At 64.8% G+C, this 20,430-nt stretch carries 18 protein-coding genes, 1 other RNA gene and 1 pseudogene; 12 read left to right on the top strand and 8 right to left on the bottom strand.

The annotated features are described in order from the left end of the window. Together WA702_RS18965 and WA702_RS18960 are read left to right on the top strand one after the other, a co-directional pair. Nucleotides 1-1,519: methyl-accepting chemotaxis protein (locus WA702_RS18965; RefSeq protein ID WP_425112068.1), on the top strand; the 1,519-nt coding region annotated here is incomplete at its 5' end. A 54-nt stretch (nucleotides 1,520-1,573) separates the two neighbouring features. Next, the gene (locus WA702_RS18960; protein ID WP_425112067.1) at nucleotides 1,574-3,001 is read left to right on the top strand and encodes a methyl-accepting chemotaxis protein; all 1,428 of its coding nucleotides are present in this window, start codon (nucleotides 1,574-1,576) and stop codon (nucleotides 2,999-3,001) included. Between the two features lie 9 nt (nucleotides 3,002-3,010). Here the strand turns inward: WA702_RS18960 and WA702_RS18955 are convergent, their stop codons facing one another. The 6 genes from WA702_RS18955 to WA702_RS18930 all read right to left on the bottom strand — a co-directional run bounded on the left by WA702_RS18955 (nucleotide 3,011) and on the right by WA702_RS18930 (nucleotide 8,024). Beyond that, complete coding sequence (locus WA702_RS18955) at nucleotides 3,011-3,835, bottom strand: TIGR00282 family metallophosphoesterase (protein ID WP_425112066.1); 825 nt, start codon at nucleotides 3,833-3,835, stop codon at nucleotides 3,011-3,013. Nucleotide 3,836: 1 nt separating this feature from the next. Further along, complete coding sequence (locus WA702_RS18950; RefSeq protein WP_425112065.1) at nucleotides 3,837-4,424, bottom strand: 5-formyltetrahydrofolate cyclo-ligase; 588 nt, start codon at nucleotides 4,422-4,424, stop codon at nucleotides 3,837-3,839. Nucleotides 4,425-4,556: 132 nt separating this feature from the next. Beyond that, nucleotides 4,557-4,718: non-coding RNA, 6S RNA (gene ssrS / locus WA702_RS18945), on the bottom strand. A gap of 164 nt (nucleotides 4,719-4,882) precedes the next feature. Beyond that, nucleotides 4,883-5,524: a glutathione S-transferase family protein gene (locus WA702_RS18940; RefSeq protein ID WP_425112064.1), complete on the bottom strand. Its 642-nt coding sequence runs from the start codon at nucleotides 5,522-5,524 to the stop codon at nucleotides 4,883-4,885. A 122-nt stretch (nucleotides 5,525-5,646) separates the two neighbouring features. Next, nucleotides 5,647-6,915, bottom strand: coding sequence for a serine hydrolase domain-containing protein (locus WA702_RS18935; protein ID WP_425112063.1), 1,269 nt, complete (start codon nucleotides 6,913-6,915; stop codon nucleotides 5,647-5,649). A gap of 272 nt (nucleotides 6,916-7,187) precedes the next feature. Continuing rightward, nucleotides 7,188-8,024: an SDR family oxidoreductase gene (locus tag WA702_RS18930; protein WP_425112062.1), complete on the bottom strand. Its 837-nt coding sequence runs from the start codon at nucleotides 8,022-8,024 to the stop codon at nucleotides 7,188-7,190. Between the two features lie 202 nt (nucleotides 8,025-8,226). On the opposite strand from WA702_RS18930, the gene WA702_RS18925 reads away from it, so the two are divergent. Next, nucleotides 8,227-8,634: an ester cyclase gene (locus WA702_RS18925; RefSeq protein ID WP_425112061.1), complete on the top strand. Its 408-nt coding sequence runs from the start codon at nucleotides 8,227-8,229 to the stop codon at nucleotides 8,632-8,634. Between the two features lie 211 nt (nucleotides 8,635-8,845). Here the strand turns inward: WA702_RS18925 and WA702_RS18920 are convergent, their stop codons facing one another. Both WA702_RS18920 and WA702_RS18915 read right to left on the bottom strand, forming a co-directional pair. Next, entirely contained in the window at nucleotides 8,846-9,229 is a 384-nt protein-coding gene (locus WA702_RS18920; RefSeq protein ID WP_425112060.1) for a cell division protein ZapA, read from the bottom strand. Between the two features lie 122 nt (nucleotides 9,230-9,351). Beyond that, nucleotides 9,352-9,684 (bottom strand): annotated as a pseudogene (locus WA702_RS18915) (DUF4164 domain-containing protein); the annotation flags it as partial. A gap of 386 nt (nucleotides 9,685-10,070) precedes the next feature. Here WA702_RS18915 and tkt point away from each other — a divergent pair. From tkt to WA702_RS18870, 9 genes are all read left to right on the top strand, one after another. Continuing rightward, the gene (tkt, locus tag WA702_RS18910) at nucleotides 10,071-12,056 is read left to right on the top strand and encodes a transketolase (RefSeq protein ID WP_425112059.1); all 1,986 of its coding nucleotides are present in this window, start codon (nucleotides 10,071-10,073) and stop codon (nucleotides 12,054-12,056) included. A gap of 197 nt (nucleotides 12,057-12,253) precedes the next feature. Beyond that, on the top strand, nucleotides 12,254-14,116 hold the full coding sequence (gene recQ / locus WA702_RS18905) for a DNA helicase RecQ (RefSeq protein ID WP_425112058.1): 1,863 nt from the start codon (nucleotides 12,254-12,256) through the stop codon (nucleotides 14,114-14,116). A gap of 258 nt (nucleotides 14,117-14,374) precedes the next feature. Continuing rightward, nucleotides 14,375-15,382, top strand: coding sequence for a type I glyceraldehyde-3-phosphate dehydrogenase (gene gap, locus WA702_RS18900; RefSeq protein WP_425112057.1), 1,008 nt, complete (start codon nucleotides 14,375-14,377; stop codon nucleotides 15,380-15,382). 12 nt (nucleotides 15,383-15,394) lie between these two features. After that, entirely contained in the window at nucleotides 15,395-15,526 is a 132-nt protein-coding gene (locus WA702_RS18895) for a hypothetical protein (protein WP_425112056.1), read from the top strand. Between the two features lie 26 nt (nucleotides 15,527-15,552). Continuing rightward, nucleotides 15,553-16,743 carry a phosphoglycerate kinase gene (locus tag WA702_RS18890; RefSeq protein WP_425112055.1) on the top strand — a complete coding sequence of 397 codons (1,191 nt, stop codon included), beginning with the start codon at nucleotides 15,553-15,555 and terminating at the stop codon, nucleotides 16,741-16,743. 53 nt (nucleotides 16,744-16,796) lie between these two features. Further along, nucleotides 16,797-17,054, top strand: a complete 258-nt coding sequence (locus WA702_RS18885; protein WP_425112054.1) for a hypothetical protein — start codon at nucleotides 16,797-16,799, stop codon at nucleotides 17,052-17,054. Nucleotides 17,055-17,275: 221 nt separating this feature from the next. Then, a complete protein-coding gene (gene fba / locus WA702_RS18880; RefSeq protein WP_425112053.1) occupies nucleotides 17,276-18,343 on the top strand; it encodes a class II fructose-bisphosphate aldolase in 1,068 nt (355 codons plus the stop codon). Between the two features lie 219 nt (nucleotides 18,344-18,562). Continuing rightward, entirely contained in the window at nucleotides 18,563-19,585 is a 1,023-nt protein-coding gene (locus tag WA702_RS18875; protein WP_425112052.1) for a class I fructose-bisphosphate aldolase, read from the top strand. Between the two features lie 2 nt (nucleotides 19,586-19,587). After that, on the top strand, nucleotides 19,588-20,250 hold the full coding sequence (locus WA702_RS18870; RefSeq protein WP_425112051.1) for a thiamine phosphate synthase: 663 nt from the start codon (nucleotides 19,588-19,590) through the stop codon (nucleotides 20,248-20,250). The last annotated feature ends 180 nt before the right edge of the window (nucleotides 20,251-20,430 follow it).

Here is a 20,430-nt window from a genome sequence, read left to right as displayed (position 1 = left end):
GCGCACTGAGGCCCTGAGCGGCCGCTCGAGCGCGGCCCAGGAGACGGCTGCGACCTTCGCGCAGGCCGCCGACAAGGTCACGCAATCGGCACAAGGCATCGGCGCCCAGGTCCGCGATGCAGGCCAGCTTGCCGACGCCGCGAGCGCAGCCGCCGACGAGGCGCGGGCCAATGTCGATCGCCTGCGCGAATCCTCGGCGGCGATCGACAATGTCGTCAATCTGATCTCCCAGATTGCCCGCCAGACCACGCTCCTCGCCTTGAATTCCACCATCGAGGCCGCCCGCGCCGGCGAAGCCGGACGCGGTTTCGCCGTGGTTGCGACCGAGGTGAAGGCGCTCGCGGTGCAAACCCAACATGCCACCGAGGAGATCGGCCGCAAGATCGAGGCGCTGCAGAAGGACGCCAACGGCTCGGCAGATGCCGTGCACCGGATCGCGCAGGCAATCGACGCGATCCGTCCTGTGTTCGCCAATGTCGGCGGCGCGGTGTCCGAGCAGAACCAGACCACCGGCGAGATGTCCGGCAGTGCGGCCCAGGCCTCCGACTTCATCGCCTCGGTGGTCGAGAGCGCGGCCGAGATCAACCAGGCGACCGAGCAGGCCGAGGCCTATGGCGAGCGTGTCACCAGCGCCGGTCGCGCGGTGACGATACATGCCGAGAAGCTGAAGGCGCGCTGCGCGGTGCTGCTGCGCCAGGGCGACCGCAGCAATAAGCGTCTCGACGAGCGCCTGCCCTGCCATCTCAAGATCGAGCTGAAGACCAGCGGCCGCAGCATGGCCGCGCCCGTCTATGAGATCTCGGCGGATGACATCCTGATCACCGGTCCCGATGCCGCACGGCTCGCCGTCAACGAGCGCGTCGACGCCACTTTGGAAGGTGTCGGCCCCTGCCGCATCCGCATCACCGAGCAGATCGGCACCGGCGCGCGCGCCCGCTTCGATGCGCCCAATGCCGAGCTGCGCGAGAAAATCGAGGACCGGCTGTGGGCGCTGCATGAGGAGAACAACGAGTTCGTCGCCCGCGCCATGGAGGCCAGCACCGAGCTGACTCGGATCTTCGAGGGTGCGGTTATCAGGGGCGAGATCACGCTGGAGGACATGTTCGACACTGATTATGTCGAGATCGCCGGCACCAATCCGCAGCAGCACCGCACCAAAATCCTCGACTGGGCCGACCGTGCTCTACCGTCGTTCCAGGAGGCGTTCCTAGCCAAGGACAGCCGGATGGCGTTCTGCGTCACCATCGACCGCAACGGCTATCTGCCAGTGCACAACCGCATCTACTCGCATCCGCAGCGGCCGGGCGACGTCGCCTTCAACACCGCCAATTGCCGCAACCGCCGCATCTTCAATGATCCGGCCGGGCTCGCGGCCGGCCGCAACCAGCGGCCTTATCTGATCCAGAGCTACGCCCGCGACATGGGCAACGGCAATACCGTCATGATGCGCGAGATCGATGTGCCGATCCGCGTGCGGGGCCGGCATTGGGGCGGCTTTCGCACGGCCTATAAGCTTTGAGTACGTACAGAATCAGCAAACGGCTGCGTTCGCGGCCTGATCGAGGAGATTGAGATGTCGCTCGCGCAGCGCGCAATATTGGAGAATGCAAATGCGCGAACGGGCGCCGAAAACCTGATCGAGGAGCTGGCGAGCAGGATCGGCGGCCTCGGTGTCGAGCTCGCCGATGTTGCCGGCAACGTCCAGGAAGTCGCGAGCCGCGTCGGCCTTCAATCGGAGCGCCTCGGGCATCTGCAGCGGACCGCGCAGACCATGGTCGCGGCCAACCACAATATCGCGGTCGCCTCGGCGTCGGTGCAGTCCGCCACATCGGCCGCAGTCGGCGAGATCACCCAGTCTCGCGGCGTGGTCGAAAATGCCGTCCGGCATATCGGCGAACTGATCGACTCCGTGGAACGGATCGAAAGCAGACTCGGTGCTGTCGGCTCGGCCCTGTCGCAGGTCGCAAAGGTGTCGGTCGCGATCGAGACGATCGCCAAGCAGACTAATTTGCTCGCGCTCAACGCCACTATCGAGGCCGCCCGCGCCGGCAGCGCCGGACGCGGTTTCGCGGTGGTGGCGAGCGAGGTGAAAAGCCTGGCCGAAGCGACGCGCCAGGCCACGCAGCAGATCGGCGACACGCTTCGCGGCCTTGATGACCAGATCAAGAGCCTGTTGGGCGAGAGCGGCGAAGCCTCGTCTCGTGCCAAGAACGCGGGCAACGGAGCACAGCAGATCGAAGGCATCATCCTGCGCGTGCAGGATGGCTTCACCAATGTCGGTCAGGAGATCGACGGGGTCGCCCGCGCCGCGACGTCGAACCTCGCCCATTGCGACATGGTGATCACGGAGCTGGCGGAGCTTGCGCAAGGCGTCGACCACTCCTCGGTCGAGCTGAAGCAGGCCGACAACCGCATCACGAAGTTATTGGACCTCTCGGAAGGATTGATCGCGCTGATCGCCGAGAGCGGCGTCGAGACCTCGGACGCGCCGTTGATCCGCACCGTGGTCGACACCGCGAAGGCGATCTCGGCTGCATTCGAAAGCGCCGTCGACCGCGGCGAGATCCAGCTCGCGCAATTGATGGACGAGGCCTATCGCCAGATCCCCGGTACCGACCCCGCGCAATATTTGACCAACTACGTCAGCTTCACCGATCGCATCCTGCCGCCGATCCAGGACCCGGTCCAGAAATCCGATCCGCGCATCGTGTTCTCCGTGGCGTGGGCAAAGGGCGGCTATCTGCCGACCCACAACCCGAACTATCGGCTCCCCCAGGGGCCGGACCCGGTCTGGAACAATGCGAACTGCCGCAACCGGCGGCTGTTCAACGATCGCGCCGTGACGAAGGTCGCGGCCAACGCCTCTAAGCCGTTCCTGCTGCAGACCTACCGGCGCGACATGGGCGGCGGCAATTTCGTACTGATGAAGGATCTCTCCGCGCCGATCATCGTGAAGGGCCGGCATTGGGGCGCATTCCGGATCGGCTTCCGTCAGACCTGACGGCCGGAGTCATGACGCCCAGAATGCCGGCGTCGCCTGAGACAGCCGGCCGCCGGTCCGCACCGGCGCGACCTTGACGGCGAGCCCCGTGGCATCATCGGTTTCGACCGCGACGCCGCTCAGCGTCGCCACGCCGCCCGCCGGCTCGAAGCGCGCCGAGGGAATGCCGGACTGGAAACGGCGCAGCGGCTCGTCCTTCTGCATGCCGATGACGGAGTCATAGTCGCCGGTCATGCCGGCGTCGGTCAGGTAGGCGGTGCCGCCGGGCAGGATCTGATGATCGGCGGTCGGCACATGGGTATGCGTGCCGACGACCAGGCTGGCGCGGCCGTCGCAGAAATAGCCGAGCGCCTGCTTCTCGCTGCTCGCCTCGCAATGCACGTCGACCACGATCGCGTCCGCCGCCTCGCGCAACGGGCAGGCCTCGAGCTCGCGCCCGATCGCCGCAAAGGGATCGTCGAACGGCGTCATGAAGACGCGCCCCAGCGCGTTGACCACCAGCGCCCGGGCGCCCTTTTTGGTGTCGACCAGCGCCGCACCACGACCCGGCGTACCCTTCGGATAGTTCGCCGGCCGCACCAGCTTCGGCGCGCGCTCGATGAACACCAGCGCCTCGCGCTGGTCCCAGGAATGATTGCCGAGCGTCACCGCATCGGCACCGGCGTCGACGAGCTCCTGATAGATCGCTTCGGTGATGCCGAAGCCGCCGGCCGCGTTCTCACCGTTGACGACGACGAGATCGAGCGACCAGTCGCGGATCATGCCAGGAAGATGGTCCGAGATGGCGGTGCGGCCGGCGCGCCCGACCACGTCGCCGACGAAGAGAATGCGCAAGTCACGTGCTCCGGAAGTCGAACATATCCTGCTCGGTTAGCACATAATCCAGCGCCGCGTCGTGCGCCAAAGCCGGAACGGCGGGGATTTCCTGCACCGCGAATGCCAGCCCTACGCCGATCACATGCTTCGTCTTTCGCAAATGCGAGAAAGTGTAATCGTAGTAGCCGCCGCCATAGCCGATGCGATGGCCGATCCGATCGAAGGCGGCGAGCGGCACCAGCATGATGTCGGGAACGAGTTCGGCCGCGGCCGGTGATGGCTCGGGGATGCCGAGCGGCCCCAGCACCAGCCTGTCGTCCGGCGACCAGGCCCGGAACGATAGCGAATGGCCGCGGGCCAGCACAACCGGCAACGCCAGCCGCGCGCCGAGCCCGGCCAGATGCAGCATCAAGGGCATGGGGTCGAGCTCGTTGCGGATCGGCGCATAACCCGACACCACCGCGCCGGCCTCCAGCACAAACGGCAGGCCGCATGCGGCAACCGCCTGGGCTGCGTCCATGCGCGTGTCCTCGTCAAGGGTGTCGCGCGCCGCGAGCGCCGTCGCGCGCAGTTGCTGCTTGGACTGCTGGGCAATTTGGAGCGCCATGTTACGTCACCATCGGCTGTCATCGCCCGCGACGGCGGGCGATCCAGTATCCACTCGCGGCACGGCTGAAACCAACTGACACGGAGTACTGGATACCCGCTTTCGCGGGGTTGACGACCGAGGGAAATAAAGCGCGAAGCCGCGGTCGCCGTTGAAGCACTCGATCCCGGAGTTCCCTACGAAAGTAGGTGGGCACCATATGTCCGGATCCACGGACCCGGCCAGGGACAGTTCCCTAAAGGATCGATAAGGCCCCGGGGATATTATGGCTCCTGACGCGCGCCACAGCTTCGCTAAGGCAATGTAGCAACGATAACGCCGTTCCGCCAGCGGCGCGCACGGCATTGGCGGCACGAATTTCCCGATTCACAGCGGGCCTCATGGTTCGAGACGGTGCATCGCACCTCCTCACCACGAGGGGCAAGCGTAACGACGCGTCAGGACAGCAGGGGTGGGGCTCAGCTCAGCAGCAGCTTCATGCCCGGATCGCCCTTGGCCATCGCGTGCTGATAGGCGGGCCGCGCGCCGATCCGGGCGAGATATCCGCGGATGTTGCGCAGGCGGCCGAAATCATAAGGCTGGAAGTAGCGCATCGTGGTCAGCGAGAAGCCGATCATGATGTCGGCGGTAGTGAAGGCGGTGCCGGCCAGATAATGCGCCTCGCCGCACCGCGCCTCGACGACATCGAACGCGCGATCGAGCCGTGCCTTCATCGCCAGCAGCATCGGATTGTCGTCGGCCAGGTTCAGCCGGCTCAGGATCATCAGCCGGCCTAGCGCTGGCTGCAGCGTCCCGTTGGCGAAATGAAACCAATACAGGAAGGATGCGAAGGCCGGATCGTCGACGCCGACGGTCAGTCGCCCCTGCCCGTACTTCGCAATGATGTAGTCGACAATGGCAGCGGATTCGGCCAGCACGACTACGCCATCGCTGATGATCGGCGCTGCGCCGATCGGGTCCAGCGCCTTGTATTCCGCCGGCGCCAGCATGGTCTTGGCGTCTCGCGCGTAGGTCTTCAGCTCATAGGGAATGTCCAGTTCCTCGCAGAGCCAGACGATGCGCTCGGACTGCGATCGGCCGAGATGATGGACGGTGAGCATGGTTGGCTCCGATGGAGTTATGAAGTTGCTGCGTGAGCCGTATCCGCATGAGCGCAAGCGACATGCGGGATAGTTGACCCGGGGTCGCTGCGCTCGCCCGGGCTTCGGTCCGACGGGAGTCGCTACTTCACCATCGCGCCGTAAACGATGTCCTGGACCTGCTCGCGATAATATTTCCGCAGCTCTCCGGGTGCCGCCGTGCCGACCACGACGACCAGGCGCTGCTTGGGATCGCAAAAGAACTGCGTGCCGAAGGCGCCGTTCCAGGTGAACTCGCCGGCGCTGGCAGGTACCGAGGCCAAGCCGTCGCTGGTGCGCACGGCGACCGCGAGACCGAAGCCATAGCCGCCGCGATGCGGCTCGATATTGGCGACGTTGTTCTTTATCTCCGGCCCGAGATGGTTCGACGTCATCAGGTGCACGGTCATCGGGCTCAGAATGCGTTGGCCGTCGAGCTCGCCGCCATTGAGCAGCATCTGGCCGAACCGCAGATAATCGCCGACGGTCGCAAACGAGCAGGCGCCGGCGCAGTCGAATTTGGTCGGCGTGTCCAGCAGCTTGATCGACTGCGGCTTGCCGGTCAGCGGATCCTCAGTGAACGGATGGGCAAGCCGCGCACGCTGCGCGTCCGTTGGCGAGAACGTCGCATCATTCATGCCGAGCGGCTGCCAGACAGTCTTCGACAGATAATCGCCGAGCCGCTGCTCGGTGACCTTTTCGATCACAGCGCCGAGCACATCGATCGAGAAGCCGTATTCGAATTCGGTCGAGGGCTGGTGCGCCAGCGGCAGCTTGGTGATGCGTTCGATGAAGGCCGCCGTGTCGCCCTCGATCGCCGGAGCGATGCCATCGGGATAGAGTCGTGCGACAGGGCTCGCGCTGTCGGGCCGGCCGCCATACATCAGGCCGGAAGTGTGCCGATAAAGATCGTGGATATGGATCGGCGACAGTTGCGTCTCCAGCTTCATCGAGCCATCCGGCTGCGCGACGCCGACCTTCATGTCGGCAAAGCCCGGGAAATAGTCCGACAGCTTGGCCTGCAGCGGCAGCCTGCCCTGCTCCATCAAGGTGAGACCTGCGACGGCGGCCATCGGCTTGGTCATCGAGGCCAGCGCGAACACAGCATCGAGCGGCATCGCGGCATCCTTGGCCGGATCGAGCTTGCCATAGGCCTTGTAGTGCACGAGCTTGCCGTCGCGCGCGATCGCGACCACCGCACCGGGCACGCGCCTGGCCGCGATCTCGCGCGCGAAGAAATCATCCATCCGCACTAGGCCGGCCTGCGAGAAGCCGACATCGTCGGGCTTGGCCTCGGGCAAGGGTGCTGCGATCGTGGCATGACACGCGAAGACGGCCGCAGCCGCCGACATCACGAGCGTTGTTGTTCTCATTTTATGTCCTCCCGAGCGGCGGATCAGGTTCGCTTATGGTGCGATCTCGGACAACCTCCGCCTCAAGAGGGAATTAGAACAGGCGGAGGTGACGGCTGCAAGGCAGACGGGTGCATGGCTGTTGCTCCGACCTCGTCATTGCGCGCGCAGCGACTTGTCCGCCATAGCCCGAAGGGCGACGGATGAAGCAATCCAGAATCAAAAAGAATATCTGGATTGCTTCATCGCCTTGCTCCTCGCAATGACGGCGCGTGCGCGTAGATACTTCCGTGTCAGCTCGCCCAGTTCTCGCGGAATTCTGGAAACAGCGTGATGCCGCCGCAGGCATAGATGGTCTGGCCGGTGATGTAGCCCGCCTCATCGGAGGCGAGGAAGGCGAACACGCCGGCGATCTCCTCCGCGGTGCCGACGCGGCCCATCGGAATGTGCGATTCGACCGCCGTGCGCTTCTCCGCGTCATGCGTCCATGCGGCGTTGATCGGCGTATCGATGGCGCCCGGACCGACCGAATTGACGCGGATGCCGCGGCCGGCGAACTCGAGCGCCAAGGTGCGCGTCATGCCGGCAAACGCGCTCTTGCCGATCGAATAAGCCAGATAGCCGGGCTTCGGGATGATCTGGTGAACGCTCGAGGTGTTGATGATGTTGCCGCCGCCTTCACGGCTCACGAAATGCGCCAGCGCGTGGCGGGCGCACAGCACCGCGCCGGTCAGATTGACATCGATGATCTTGCGATAGGTCTCGATGTCGAGCGCCTCGCTGGGCGATTCCCGCTGGAAACCGGCATTGTTGACCAGGCAGTCGAGCCGCTTCCAGCGCTTGAACAGCGTTGCGAACATCGCGTCGATATCTTTTTCGACGCCGATGTCGGCGTGCACGACGAAGTGATCGCGCTTATCGTGGCCATGTTCGACTGAGGCCGCCCGCACGTCACGCAGTGTCTCCTCCGCGCTGCCGAACGAACCGACATAGTTGATGGCGACATGCGCGCCCTCCTGCGCGAAACGGATCGCGACGGCGCGGCCGATGCCTTGCGAGGCGCCGGTGACGAGGGCGTGACGGTCGACGAGGCGAGAACGAAGTTCGGTCGAGGAGCTTGATTTCGGCATGGAAGGTCTCCGAGGGTCGGACACGGCGCGCGCTTTTAGCAGAATCGCTGGCGGCAATGAATCGCGGAATTCGTGCGTTGCGTTGTTGCACGACGGACCTGCGTTCGCAGAACATCTCGGCGACCTTGATCGGCAATGGGAACCTATATGATTTTTCCGATGTTACCCTGCCCGTCCCGCCTCGAAGCACAGGATCATCGCCGTGACCGGAGCTGACCTTGCGGACGTCTACCGCGCCTACATCGCCTGCCTGAACGCGCAGGACTGGCCGCAACTCGCGCGATTCGTTCACGACGACGCGTCCCATAACGGCCGGCCGCTTGGCCTGTCCGGCTATCGCGCGATGCTGGAGCAGGACTTTTCCGAGATCCCTGACCTGCGGTTCAACATCGATCTGCTGATCGTGGACCCGCCTCATGTCGCGAGCCGGCTGCGTTTCGACTGCACGCCGAAGGGCAGATTCCTCGGCCTCGGCGTCAACGGCAGGCGCGTCGCCTTCACCGAAAACGTGTTCTATCAATTTCGCGATGGCAAGATCGCGCATGTGTGGTCGGTCATCGACAAGGCCGCGATCGAGGCGCAGCTCGATGAGCATCGCAGGATGGCTTGAGCGTAGCGATACCCATCGTCTCGCAGAGCAATCGGTGCAAATGATGGGTATCGCTTCGCTCAACCCATCCTAATAACTACGTACTCACTCGGCGTCATTGCGAGCGAAGCGAAGCAATCCAGGAGTCTTTTTATGACAAGCCTGGATTGCTTCGTCGCTTCGCTCTCGCAATGACGGTGGACAAGGGCAACAATGGGCGCTCGCGACGCTCTCACCCGATCGCCACCCCACCGCCGATGGTGCGGTTGAGCACCTGCGTCGTCTTCTCGATCCGCTCGGCGGCGGCGTTCAGCGCGTTGGCCACTGCGGTCTGGGTGGCGCGGGCGCGATCGGTCGCGGCGTTGCGCACGCTGCGCAGGCTCTCGACCTCTTCCTCGAGCTTGCGCACATGTGCCCCGGCATCGAGCAGCTCGTCGCACACGGTGAGCGCGGCCATCACTGTCAGCCTGGCATCACCGATCTCCCCGAACTTGCCGCGCAGATTGGTGATGCGCTGCTCCAGCGTCTCCGCGAGCTTCAGGAGCCGCAGCTCCTGGCCTTCCTCGCAGCCCATGCGATATTGCCGGCCGTTGATGGTGACGTTGATGTGGCTCATTCCTCAGCGTCCTCGTCTTCGTCCTCGGCATCTTCGTCTTCTTCGACTTTTCCGTCCTCGGCAGCTTCGTCTTCGGCATCCTCGTCTTCGGCATCCTCGTCTTCGGCAGCTTCGTCTTCAGCTTCCTCTTCGACCAGCGCCGTGGCAGCGCTGCTCAGCACCGTGCGAATGCTGCCGATCGCGACGTCGAGCCGTTCGGCGATCTCGCGATTGGCGCGCTCGAGCTTGCGCGATTTCATCAGCGAGCCGTCGAGCTCGTCGGCCAGCCGCGAACGGTCGGCGCCGAGCGCCTGGATGCGGGTGGCCAGCTCGTCCTCATCGCGATCGGCCTCGCGCCGACGCTCGACCGCGCTCTCCAGGGCGTCCAGCGCCGCCATCAGACGACGGGTCGCCAGTTCGAGATCCGCGGCAGCGGGTTCCATCTGGCCGGGATACGTGGCTGTCTGATCGCTCATTGGACCGGATACATGGTCGAACTCAGGCCCTCAAACTCTGCCGGCCGTACGGGACAAAAGCCCCTGTCCGGCAAGCGGTTACACGAGGAAATTTACGTGCGCGCGCCACCGAGCGCAACGCTGTGTCGAAACTATGCACCGCTGTCTGGCGGATTGGGGTTGCGAGCGTTCTGCCCCATATCCGCTCCGGGGCGGACAGATCGAACGAGGAACAGCCAGATGGCAGCCTTGCGTGGAGCCGGCTTGGGAACGTGCTCCCCGGTTTTGGCGTTTCACCGCCTTGGACTCGAGGAACCGAGGTGCTATTCCCCCCTCGAAACCCTACCTTCCGCTGTCGTCGGCGGCGTACCACCCACCAAGCATCTCATTTCAGACGGAATTTCATCATGACGCAGGTCGATCACACCCGTATGGCCAACGCAATCCGGGGGCTCGCGATGGACGCCGTCGAGAAGGCGAAGTCTGGCCATCCGGGTCTGCCGATGGGCGCCGCCGACATGGCGACCGTGTTGTTCACGCAGTTCCTGAAATTCGACGCCGCCGATCCGACCTGGCCTGATCGCGATCGCTTCGTGCTCTCGGCCGGCCACGGCTCGATGCTGCTCTACGCGTTGCTCTATCTGACCGGCAACAACGAGATGACGCTCGACCAGATCAAGAATTTCCGCCAGGTCGATTCGCTCACCCCGGGCCATCCTGAGAATTTCCGCACCAAAGGCATCGAGACCACCACCGGCCCGCTCGGCCAGGGCATCGCCACCGCGGTCGGCATGGCGGTCGCGGAAAAGATGCTGCAGGCCGAATACGGCAAGAAGATCGTCGATCACCACACCTACGTCATCGCCTCCGACGGCGATTTGATGGAAGGCATCTCGCAGGAAGCGATCGCGCTGGCCGGCGTCTGGAAGCTCAACAAGCTGATCGTGCTCTATGACGACAACGGCATCTCGATCGACGGCCCGACCTCGATCTCCGACAGCGTCGACCAGGTGAAGCGCTTCAAATCGGCGGGCTGGGCCGCGGAGCTGATCGACGGTCAGGATCAGGCCGCGATCGCGGCGGCGATCACCCGGGCGCAAAAGTCGAGCAAGCCGACCATGATCGCCTGCAGGACCACCATCGGCTATGGCGCGCCGACCAAGGCCGGCACCGCCAAGGCGCATGGCGAGGCGCTCGGCGCCGAGGAATTGAAGGGCGCCAAGGAAAAGCTCGGCATTTCGCTGGAGCCGTTCTCGGTGCCGGGCGACGTGCTCAAAGCGTGGCGCGAGGCGGGCTCGCGCGGCGCCAATTCCCGCACCGAATGGGAAGGCCGGCTCGGCGAGATGGGCCCGCGCAAGCGCGCCGAATTCGAGCGCCGGCTGCGCCATGAGCGTCCGGCGGGACTTGCCAAGGCGCTGAAGGACCACAAGAAGGCGCTGCTGGAGAAGCCGCTCAACGTCGCCACGCGCAAATCCTCCGAAGCCGCGATCGAGGCGATCTACGCCGCCATGCCGATGGAATTCCTGGCCGGCTCGGCCGACCTCACCGGCTCCAACAACAACAAGGCCAAGGAAGCGACCTCGTTCACCGCCAAGACGCCGAAGGGCCGCTTCGTGCATTACGGCGTCCGCGAGCACGGCATGTGCGCGGCGCTGAACGGCATCTTCCTACATGGCGGCTTCGCACCGAACGGCGCCACCTTCCTGTGCTTCACCGATTATGCCCGTGGGGCCATACGCCTCTCGGCGCTGATGGGCACCGGCGTGGTCTATGTCATGACCCATGACTCGATCGGGCTGGGCGAGGACGGTCCGACCCACCAGCCGGTGGAGCACCTGGCAGCGCTGCGCGCGATCCCGAACATGCGCGTGTTTCGCCCCTGCGACGCGGTCGAGACCGCGGAATGCTGGGAGCTGGCGCTGAACCGCATCGACGGCCCGACCATCCTGGTGCTGAGCCGCCAGAACCTGCCGCAACTGCGCACTAGCGCCCCGGCGGACAATCCGTGCAGCCATGGCGGCTACGAGCTGGTCGCCGCCCAAGGTGAGGCCAAGGTGTCGCTGTTCGCCACCGGCTCGGAGGTCGAGATCGCGGTCGCCGCCCAGAAGCAGCTGACCGAGCGCGGCATTGCGTCGCGGGTGGTCTCGGTGCCGTCGCTGGAATTGTTGCTGGCGCAGCCTGACGACAAAAAGGCCGCCATCATCGGCAACGCCCCGGTCAAGATCGCGATCGAGGCCGCGGTGCGCTGGGGCTGGGACGCGGTGATCGGCATCGACGGCGGCTTCGTGGGCATGCACGGCTTTGGCGAGAGCGGCCCGGCCAAGGAGCTCTACAAGCACTTCGGCATCACCGCGGAAGCCGCGGTCGAGCTCGCCGTGAAGAAGCTGGGCTGAGCGGCCGGCGCGGCAAGGCCACGCACGCGCCATATACACAACGGATGCCCCGCGAAGGCGGGGCATCCAGTACTCCGATGCGGCAGTGATTGAACCGAGAGGTCACGGCGTACTGGATCGTCCGCCTGTGCGGACGATGACAGCGGTGGAGACGGCGACAGCCAAATTCTTCCCAAACGACTGGCATCTGACCCACTATGGCCTCACCCCAAAACGCCACCACCGAGACGCCCGCCGACGCGCTGGCCGTGCTCAATTCGGTGTTCGGCCTGTCAGGCTTTCGCGGCAAGCAGGAAGAAATCGTCAGGCATGTCACGGACGGCGGCAATTGCCTGGTGCTGATGCCGACCGGCGGCGGCAAGTCGCTGTGCTATCAGCTGCCGTCTCTGCTGCGCAAAGGCTGCGGCATCGTGGTGTCGCCGCTGATCGCGCTGATGCGCGACCAGGTCGCGGGCCTGCTCGAGGCCGGCGTCAAGGCGGCGGTGCTGAACTCCACGCTGTCGCGGGAGGAAGCTGACGCGGTCGAAAAACGGCTGATCACAGGCGATCTCGATCTGCTCTATGTCGCGCCGGAGCGACTTCTGACCCCGCGCTGCCTCGCCCTGCTCGATCGTGCGCAAATCGCGCTGTTTGCGATCGACGAGGCGCATTGCGTGTCGCAATGGGGGCACGACTTCCGCCCCGAATATATCGGCCTGTCGGTCATTGCGGAGCGTTTTCCCGCGGTGCCGCGCATCGCGTTGACCGCGACGGCCGACGATTTGACCCGCAAGGAGATCGCCGAGCGGCTCGGGCTTGCAGACAGCCCGCAATTCGTCGCGAGTTTCGACCGCCCCAACATTCGCTACGAGATCGTCGACAAGCAGAACGGGCCGGCTCAGCTGAAAACCTTCATCAGCGAACGCCATGCCGGCGACGCCGGTGTTGTCTATTGCCTGTCGCGCGCTAAGGTCGAGGACATCGCTGATACCCTGAGCAAGGCCGGCATCACGGCGCTGCCCTATCACGCCGGGTTAGATGCCGGCGTGCGCGCCCGCAATCAGGACCGGTTCATCAACGAGGACGGCATCGTGGTCGTTGCCACGGTCGCGTTCGGCATGGGCATCGACAAGCCCGACGTGCGCTTCGTCGCCCATCTCGATCTGCCAAAGAGCATCGAGGCCTACTACCAGGAGACCGGGCGCGCCGGCCGCGACGGCAAGCCCTCGACCGCCTGGATGGCCTATGGGCTCTCCGACATCGTGCAGCAGCGCCGCATGATCGACGAGTCGAACGGTTCTGATGCGTACAAGCGGGTCTCGATCCGCAAGCTCGACGCGCTGGTTGCCTTGACCGAGACCGCCGGCTGCCGGCGTCAGCGCCTGCTCGGCTATTTCGGCGAGACCGTAACGGCAGAGAGCTGTGGCAATTGCGACAACTGCCTGTCGCCGCCGCGTGTGACCGACGGCAAGGTCATCGCGCAAAAACTGTTGTCCTGCGCCTATCGCACCGGCCAGCGTTTCGGCGCGATGCACCTGATCGACGTGCTGGTCGGCCGCATGACCGAGCGCGTCAAGCAGTTCGGGCATGACAAATTGTCGGTGTTCGGCATCGGCCGCGAACTCAACGAGAAGCAGTGGCGCGCCGCGCTGCGCCAGGTGGTCGCGATGGGCCATCTCGCGCCCGACAGCGAAGCCTTCGGCGCGCTGAAGCTGACGGAAACGTCGCGCGGCGTTCTGAAAGGCGAGACCGCGGTGATGCTGCGCGAGCAGACCGCTAACGCACGGGCGAGCAGGACGCGATCGCGGCGCGGCGATCTGGCTCCCCGGCCGGCTGGTCCGGGCGCGGCTGGCGATGCGACCCTGCTCGCGAGCTTGCGGGCGTGGCGTTCAAACGTCGCACGCGAGCGCGGCGTGCCGGCCTATGTGGTGCTGCACGACACCACCATCGACGGCATCGCGAGCGCGCGTCCGACGACGCTTGGACAGCTCCGCGACATCCCCGGGATCGGCGACAAGAAACTCGAACATTACGGCGACGAATTGCTGGCGCTGGTCGCGGCGGCGAGTTCGCTATCCTGAGACGCGGAGGGACTAACGCGGCAGGGCGGGATTGGTTCAGCCGCCGTTGGAAGCCCGGTTAACCGCATGCCGCCTACGCAAGGCTAAAGCGTCAGACCGACCGCACAGATGGTTGAGATACCCTGAAAAAAGGATTACCAAGGAACCATATTGTCGCTTTCCGCTCGGCAGAACCGGGCGCAGACACCTCACCCCCCTCGTGATGGGACCTGGCAAGGTCTCGTGCGGGGATGACAAAAGGCATTGAAGGAGACGCAGATGGCAGTTCGGGTTGCAATCAACGGGTTTGGCCGTATCGGCCGCAACGTGCTTCGCGCCATTGCCGAGTCCGGCCGCAGGGATATCGAGGTCGTCGCCATCAATGACCTCGGCCCGGTCGAGACCAATGCCCACCTGCTGCGCTACGACTCCGTGCATGGCCGCTTCCCCGGCACCGTGACCGTCGATGGCGACTCGATCAGCCTCGGCAACGGCAAGATCAAGGTCTGCGCCGAGCGTGACCCGTCGAAGCTGCCTTGGAAGGAGCTCGGCATCGATATCGCGCTGGAATGCACCGGCATCTTCACCGCGAAAGACAAGGCTTCGGCACACCTGACCGCCGGCGCCAAGCGCGTGCTGGTCTCGGCACCTGCCGAGGGCGCCGATGCCACCATCGTCTACGGCGTCAACCACACCTCCCTGACCCGGGATGATCTCGTCGTTTCCAACGGCTCCTGCACCACCAACTGCCTGGCACCGGTCGCCAAGGTGCTGAACGACACGGTCGGCATCGAGACCGGCTTCATGACCACGATCCACGCCTATACCGGCGACCAGCCGACGCTCGACACCATGCACAAGGATCTCTATCGCGGCCGTGCCGCCGCGATGTCGATGATCCCGACCTCGACCGGCGCCGCCAAGGCGATCGGCTTGGTGCTGCCGGAGCTGAAGGGCAAGCTCGACGGCGTCGCGATCCGCGTGCCGACGCCGAACGTCTCGGTGGTCGACCTCAAGATCGTTGCCAAGCGCAACACCGATCCGAAGGAAATCAACGAGGCGATGAAGCGCGCCAGCGAGCAGGAGCTGAAGGGCATCCTCGGCTACACCACCGCGCCGAACGTCTCGATCGACTTCAACCACGATCCGCACTCGTCCACCTTCCACATGGACCAGACCAAGGTCATGAACGGCAACCTGGTGCGCGTGATGTCCTGGTACGACAATGAGTGGGGCTTTTCCAACCGCATGGCCGACACCGCCGTCGTGATGGGCAAGCTGCTGTAAGACGCTGCCGTCATGAGCCTGCCGCACTGGCTCGGAATTCCCGGCGTGATCCTGCTGATTGGCTTGATCGTGTACGGCTTCCGCCAGGGCGGCAAGGTAACGACCAGGCAGGACTCCTCGCCGGAGCCGCCGCCCGGCGCCTGATATCAGCGAACGAGCGAGCACGCGACATGAAGCACTTCCGCACCCTCGACGACGTCGACGTGAAAGGCAAACGCGTGCTGCTGCGCGTCGACCTCAACGTGCCGATGGAGAATGGCCGCGTCACCGACGCCACGCGGCTGGAGCGCGTCGCGCCGACCATCACGGAGATTTCCAGCAAGGGCGGCAAGGTCATCCTGCTCGCGCATTTCGGCCGGCCCAAGGGCCGCGACGAGAAGGACTCGCTGAGGCCGGTCGCCGCGGCGCTGGCGGACGTCATCAAGAAGCCCGTTGCCTTCACCGAGGACTGCGTCGGCGAGCCGGCCGCCAAGGCCATCGCGGCGATGAAGGACGGCGACATCCTGTGCCTGGAGAATACCCGCTTCCACAAAGAGGAAGAGAAGAACGATCCGTCCTTCGTGGCCGAACTCGCCAAGCTTGGCGACATCTGGGTCAACGATGCCTTCTCGGCGGCCCACCGCGCGCACGCCTCGACCGAGGGCCTCGGCCACAAGCTGCCGGCCTATGCGGGCCGCACCATGCAGGCCGAGCTCGACGCGCTGGAGAAAGCGCTGGGGAGTCCGGCCAAGCCGGTGATCGCGATCGTCGGCGGCGCCAAGGTCTCGAGCAAGATCGACCTGTTGGAAAACCTCGTCACGAAGGTCGATGCGCTGGTGATCGGCGGCGGCATGGCCAACACATTCCTGCATGCGCAGGGCGTGCAGGTCGGCAAATCGCTGGCCGAAAAGGACCTGGCCGACACCGCGCTTCGGATCATGGAGAAGGCGGAAGCCTCGAACTGCGCCATCATCCTGCCGGTCGATGCCACCATCGCCTATCATTTTCAGGCCAATGCGCCCTCGCACGCCTACGGCCTCGATGCCATTCCGGCCGACAGCATGATCCTCGACGTCGGCCCGCAATCGACCGCGCGCATCCATGCCGCGATCGACGATGCGGCGACCCTGGTCTGGAACGGTCCGCTCGGCGCTTTCGAGCTGACGCCGTTCGACCGCGGCACCATGGTGGCGGCGAAGCACGCGGCCGAGCGCACCAAGGCCAAGAAGCTGATCTCGGTCGCCGGCGGCGGCGACACCGTCGCCGCGCTGAATCAGGCCGGCGTCGCCAACCAGTTCAGCTACGTCTCGACCGCCGGCGGCGCCTTCCTGGAATGGATGGAAGGCAAACCTCTCCCCGGCGTCGAGGTCCTCAAGGCCTAAAGCGCGGTTACGTTCAGCTTGCCGGTCTCGAATGTTTCTGTTATGTTCCAATCATGGCCGATGCACCGACAGACGCTGTCCCGCAAATCCTGATCAAGATTCAGGAGAGCATTGCCGCGCTCCGGTCGGAGATGGGGCAGTTCAGGCAGTCGACCGAGACGCGGTTCGAGCGGGTGGAAACGCTGATCCGCAAGCAGCGCCGCGACGCGGCCGGAATGCTGGTGATGATGCGGGCGACCGCCAGCGATTTCGACGAACGCGTCAGCGATGTCGAGGAACGCCTTTCCGCTCTCGAGGCCAAGGCGACCTGAAACCGATCAGGCGGTCAGACGTTTGGGCTTGGTCTGAAAACCAAAAATCGGTCGGATGTGCAGCGGGCGACTGGGCGCGGCGCCCCTCGGCAGGCGGCCCGTGCTATCTCAGTTAGTATCTCCCTTGGCATCCGCTGGTCGCCGCGTTATGAGCGATGGGAAGTTTCGACGCGCGTATCTGACCGCGCTGATTTAGGACCTTTTGCAGAGGAGATTTGATCATGGCGCGGATCACGTTGCGGCAATTGCTCGATCACGCGGCGGAGAACGATTACGGCGTCCCGGCGTTCAACATCAACAACATGGAGCAGGCGCTTGCCATCATGGAGGCGGCGTCCACGCTGGATGCGCCTGTCATCATCCAGGCCTCGCGCGGCGCGCGGTCCTATGCCAATGACATCATGCTGAAGCACATGATGGATGCGGTCACGGAGATCCATCCGCAGATTCCCGTTTGTGTGCATCTCGATCACGGCAACGGCCCCGACACCTGCATGACCGCGATCCAGTCCGGCTTCACCTCTGTCATGATGGACGGCTCGCTCAAGGCCGACGGCAAGACGCCGGCCGACTGGGACTACAATGTCGGCGTCACCAAGACCGTCGCCACCATGGCGCATCTCGGCGGCATCTCGGTCGAGGGCGAGCTCGGTGTGCTCGGTTCGCTGGAGACCGGCATGGGCGACAAGGAAGACGGCCACGGCGCGGAAGGCAAGCTGTCGCACGACCAGCTGCTGACCAATCCCGATGAAGCCGTGAAGTTCGTCAAGGAAACCCAGGTCGATGCGCTCGCCATTGCGATGGGGACCTCGCACGGTGCGTACAAGTTCACCCGCAAGCCGGACGGCGACATCCTCGCCATGGGCGTGATCGAGGAAATTCATCGCAAGCTGCCGAACACGCATCTGGTGATGCACGGCTCGTCGTCGGTGCCGGAGGATCTGCAGGAGATCATCAACGCCAATGGCGGCAAGATGAAGCCGACCTGGGGCGTCCCGGTCTCCGAGATTCAGCGCGGCATCAAGCACGGCGTGCGCAAGATCAACATCGATACCGACAACCGCATGGCGATGACGGGGCAGATCCGGAAAATTCTTACGCAGCATCCGGAAGAGTTCGATCCGCGCAAATATTTGAAGCCGGCGATGGAAGCAATGACCAAGCTCTGCAAGCAGCGCCTGCAGGAGTTCAACACCGCGGGGCAGGCCAGCAAGATCAAGAAGGTCCTGACCACCGCCGAGATGGCCAAGCGCTACGCCCAGGGCGAGCTCGCCCCGAAGGTGGCTTAATAGCTGCCCTGACTTAAGCAATCTGGAACGACAATGGCGGTGCACCCTCTCCCCTTGTGGGAGAGGGTACATCTCGCGCGTCGTCGGCAGCTTGCTTCGATTTGCCGGCAAGCATTCTTTCACGCCTCCGCGACCTCTCCCCCGAACAATGTTATCTCGGCAACTGCCCGAGAACCGTCTATTTTCACAGGCAGGGCAGGTGCAGCTGGAGCAGCCGTCATGAACCTTTCCGATCTCAACAAAGTCGCGACCGCCATGGTGACGCCGGGCAAGGGGCTGCTGGCGGCCGACGAATCCACCGGCACGATCAAGAAGCGCTTCGATGCGATCAAGGTCGCCTCGACCGAGGAGAGCCGGCGCGACTATCGCGAGATGCTGTTCCGCGCCAAGGATGGCATGCAGCACATCTCAGGCGTCATCCTCTATGACGAAACGATCTGGCAGAATGCTGCCGATGGCACGCCGCTGGTCAAGCTGATCGAGCAGGCCGGCGCCATCCCCGGCATCAAGGTCGACGAGGGCACGCAGGCACTCTCAGCCTGTCCCGGCGAGACCGTCACCGTGGGCCTCGACAAGCTCGCCGAGCGGCTGGCAAAATATTACGAGCGCGGCGCTCGCTTCGCCAAATGGCGGGCGGTGATCGATATCGGAGCGCACATCCCGACCACGACCGCGGTTCATGTCAACGCCCATGCGCTGGCGCGTTATGCCGCGCTGTGCCAGGCCGCGCAGATCGTGCCGATCGTCGAGCCCGAGGTCTTGATGGATGGCGATCACGATATCGATCGCTGCTATGAGGTCACGCACCGCGTGCTCAACCACGTATTCCAGGAACTGAGCGCACAGCGCGTCGCGCTCGAAGGCATGATCCTGAAGCCGAACATGGCGATCTCGGGCATGAAGTGTCCAAAGCAGGCGCCGGTCGGCGAAGTCGCGGAAAAGACCATTCGTCTGCTCAGGGAATGCGTGCCAGCCGCGGTGCCCGGCATCGCTTTCCTGTCCGGCGGACAGTCCGACCAGCAGGCGACCGCGCATCTCGACGCGATGAACCGCATCGGTCATCTGCCCTGGAAGCTCACCTTCTCCTATGGCCGCGCGCTGCAGGCGGCGCCGCAGCAGGCGTGGTCCGGCAAGGCGGAGAACGTGCCGGCCGGCCAGCGCGCCTTCACCCATCGCGCCCGCATGAACGGACTGGCAAGCCTCGGCCAATGGACCGACGAGCTGGAAAAGAAAGCAGCATAAAAGTGTCGAACAAGACCGCTCCGCCACGGCCCGCGCCGCGGCTCTATCTCGCTACGCCCGTCATTACCGATGCGGCGATGCTGGCAGCCCAGCTGCCGGGCCTGCTGGCGCAGGCCGATGTCGCGGCCGTGCTGGTGCGGCTGAAGGAGACCGATCCGCGCAGCATGATCTCGGTGATCAAGGCCCTGGCACCGGCAATCCAGAGCTCGGGCGCGGCGCTGTTGATCGACGGCCATGCCGATCTCGTCGCCCGCTCAGGCGCCGATGGCGCGCATCTGAACGGCATTGCCGCGCTCGACGAGGCGTTGCCAACCCTGAAACCGGACCGGATCGCCGGCGTCGGTGAGCTCCCGACCCGTCACGATTCGATGAACGCCGGCGAGCGTGGCGCCGATTATGTGCTGTTCGGCGAGCCCGATGCACATGGCAGCCGGCCATCGACGGACGCCATCGCCGAGCGGCTCGGCTGGTGGGCGGAACTGTTCGAGCCGCCTTGCATCGGCTACGCGGCCACACGCGAGGAAGCGGCGGAGTTCGTCGCCGCCGGTGCCGATTTCATCCTGGCCGACGACCTCGTCTGGACCGACGCGCGGGGACCGGCCCCCGCGTTGGCCGAGCTTGGCGCCGCCATCAAGGCGGCCTATACGGCGGCCGGACACGGATGACCTTGCCTCATGATCAACCTGCGCTTGACACCGATCCTCGCGGTTCTGCTGCTGACTGGAACCAGCGCGGTCGCGCAGATGTCGCTGACCCCACCCGGTCTGCAGCCGCCGGTGACGGACAAGCCGAAGCCGCTGGAACGGCCGGCCGAGAAACCCAAGGCCGCTGAAAAGCCCGCCGAG

The sequence above is a fragment of the Bradyrhizobium sp. genome, from assembly GCF_049798375.1.
In the GTDB taxonomy this organism is placed as follows: Bacteria; Pseudomonadota; Alphaproteobacteria; order Rhizobiales; family Xanthobacteraceae; genus Bradyrhizobium.
The sequence above is the reverse complement of the archived record's forward strand: the minus strand, read 5'-3'. Positions and strand labels throughout refer to the sequence as shown.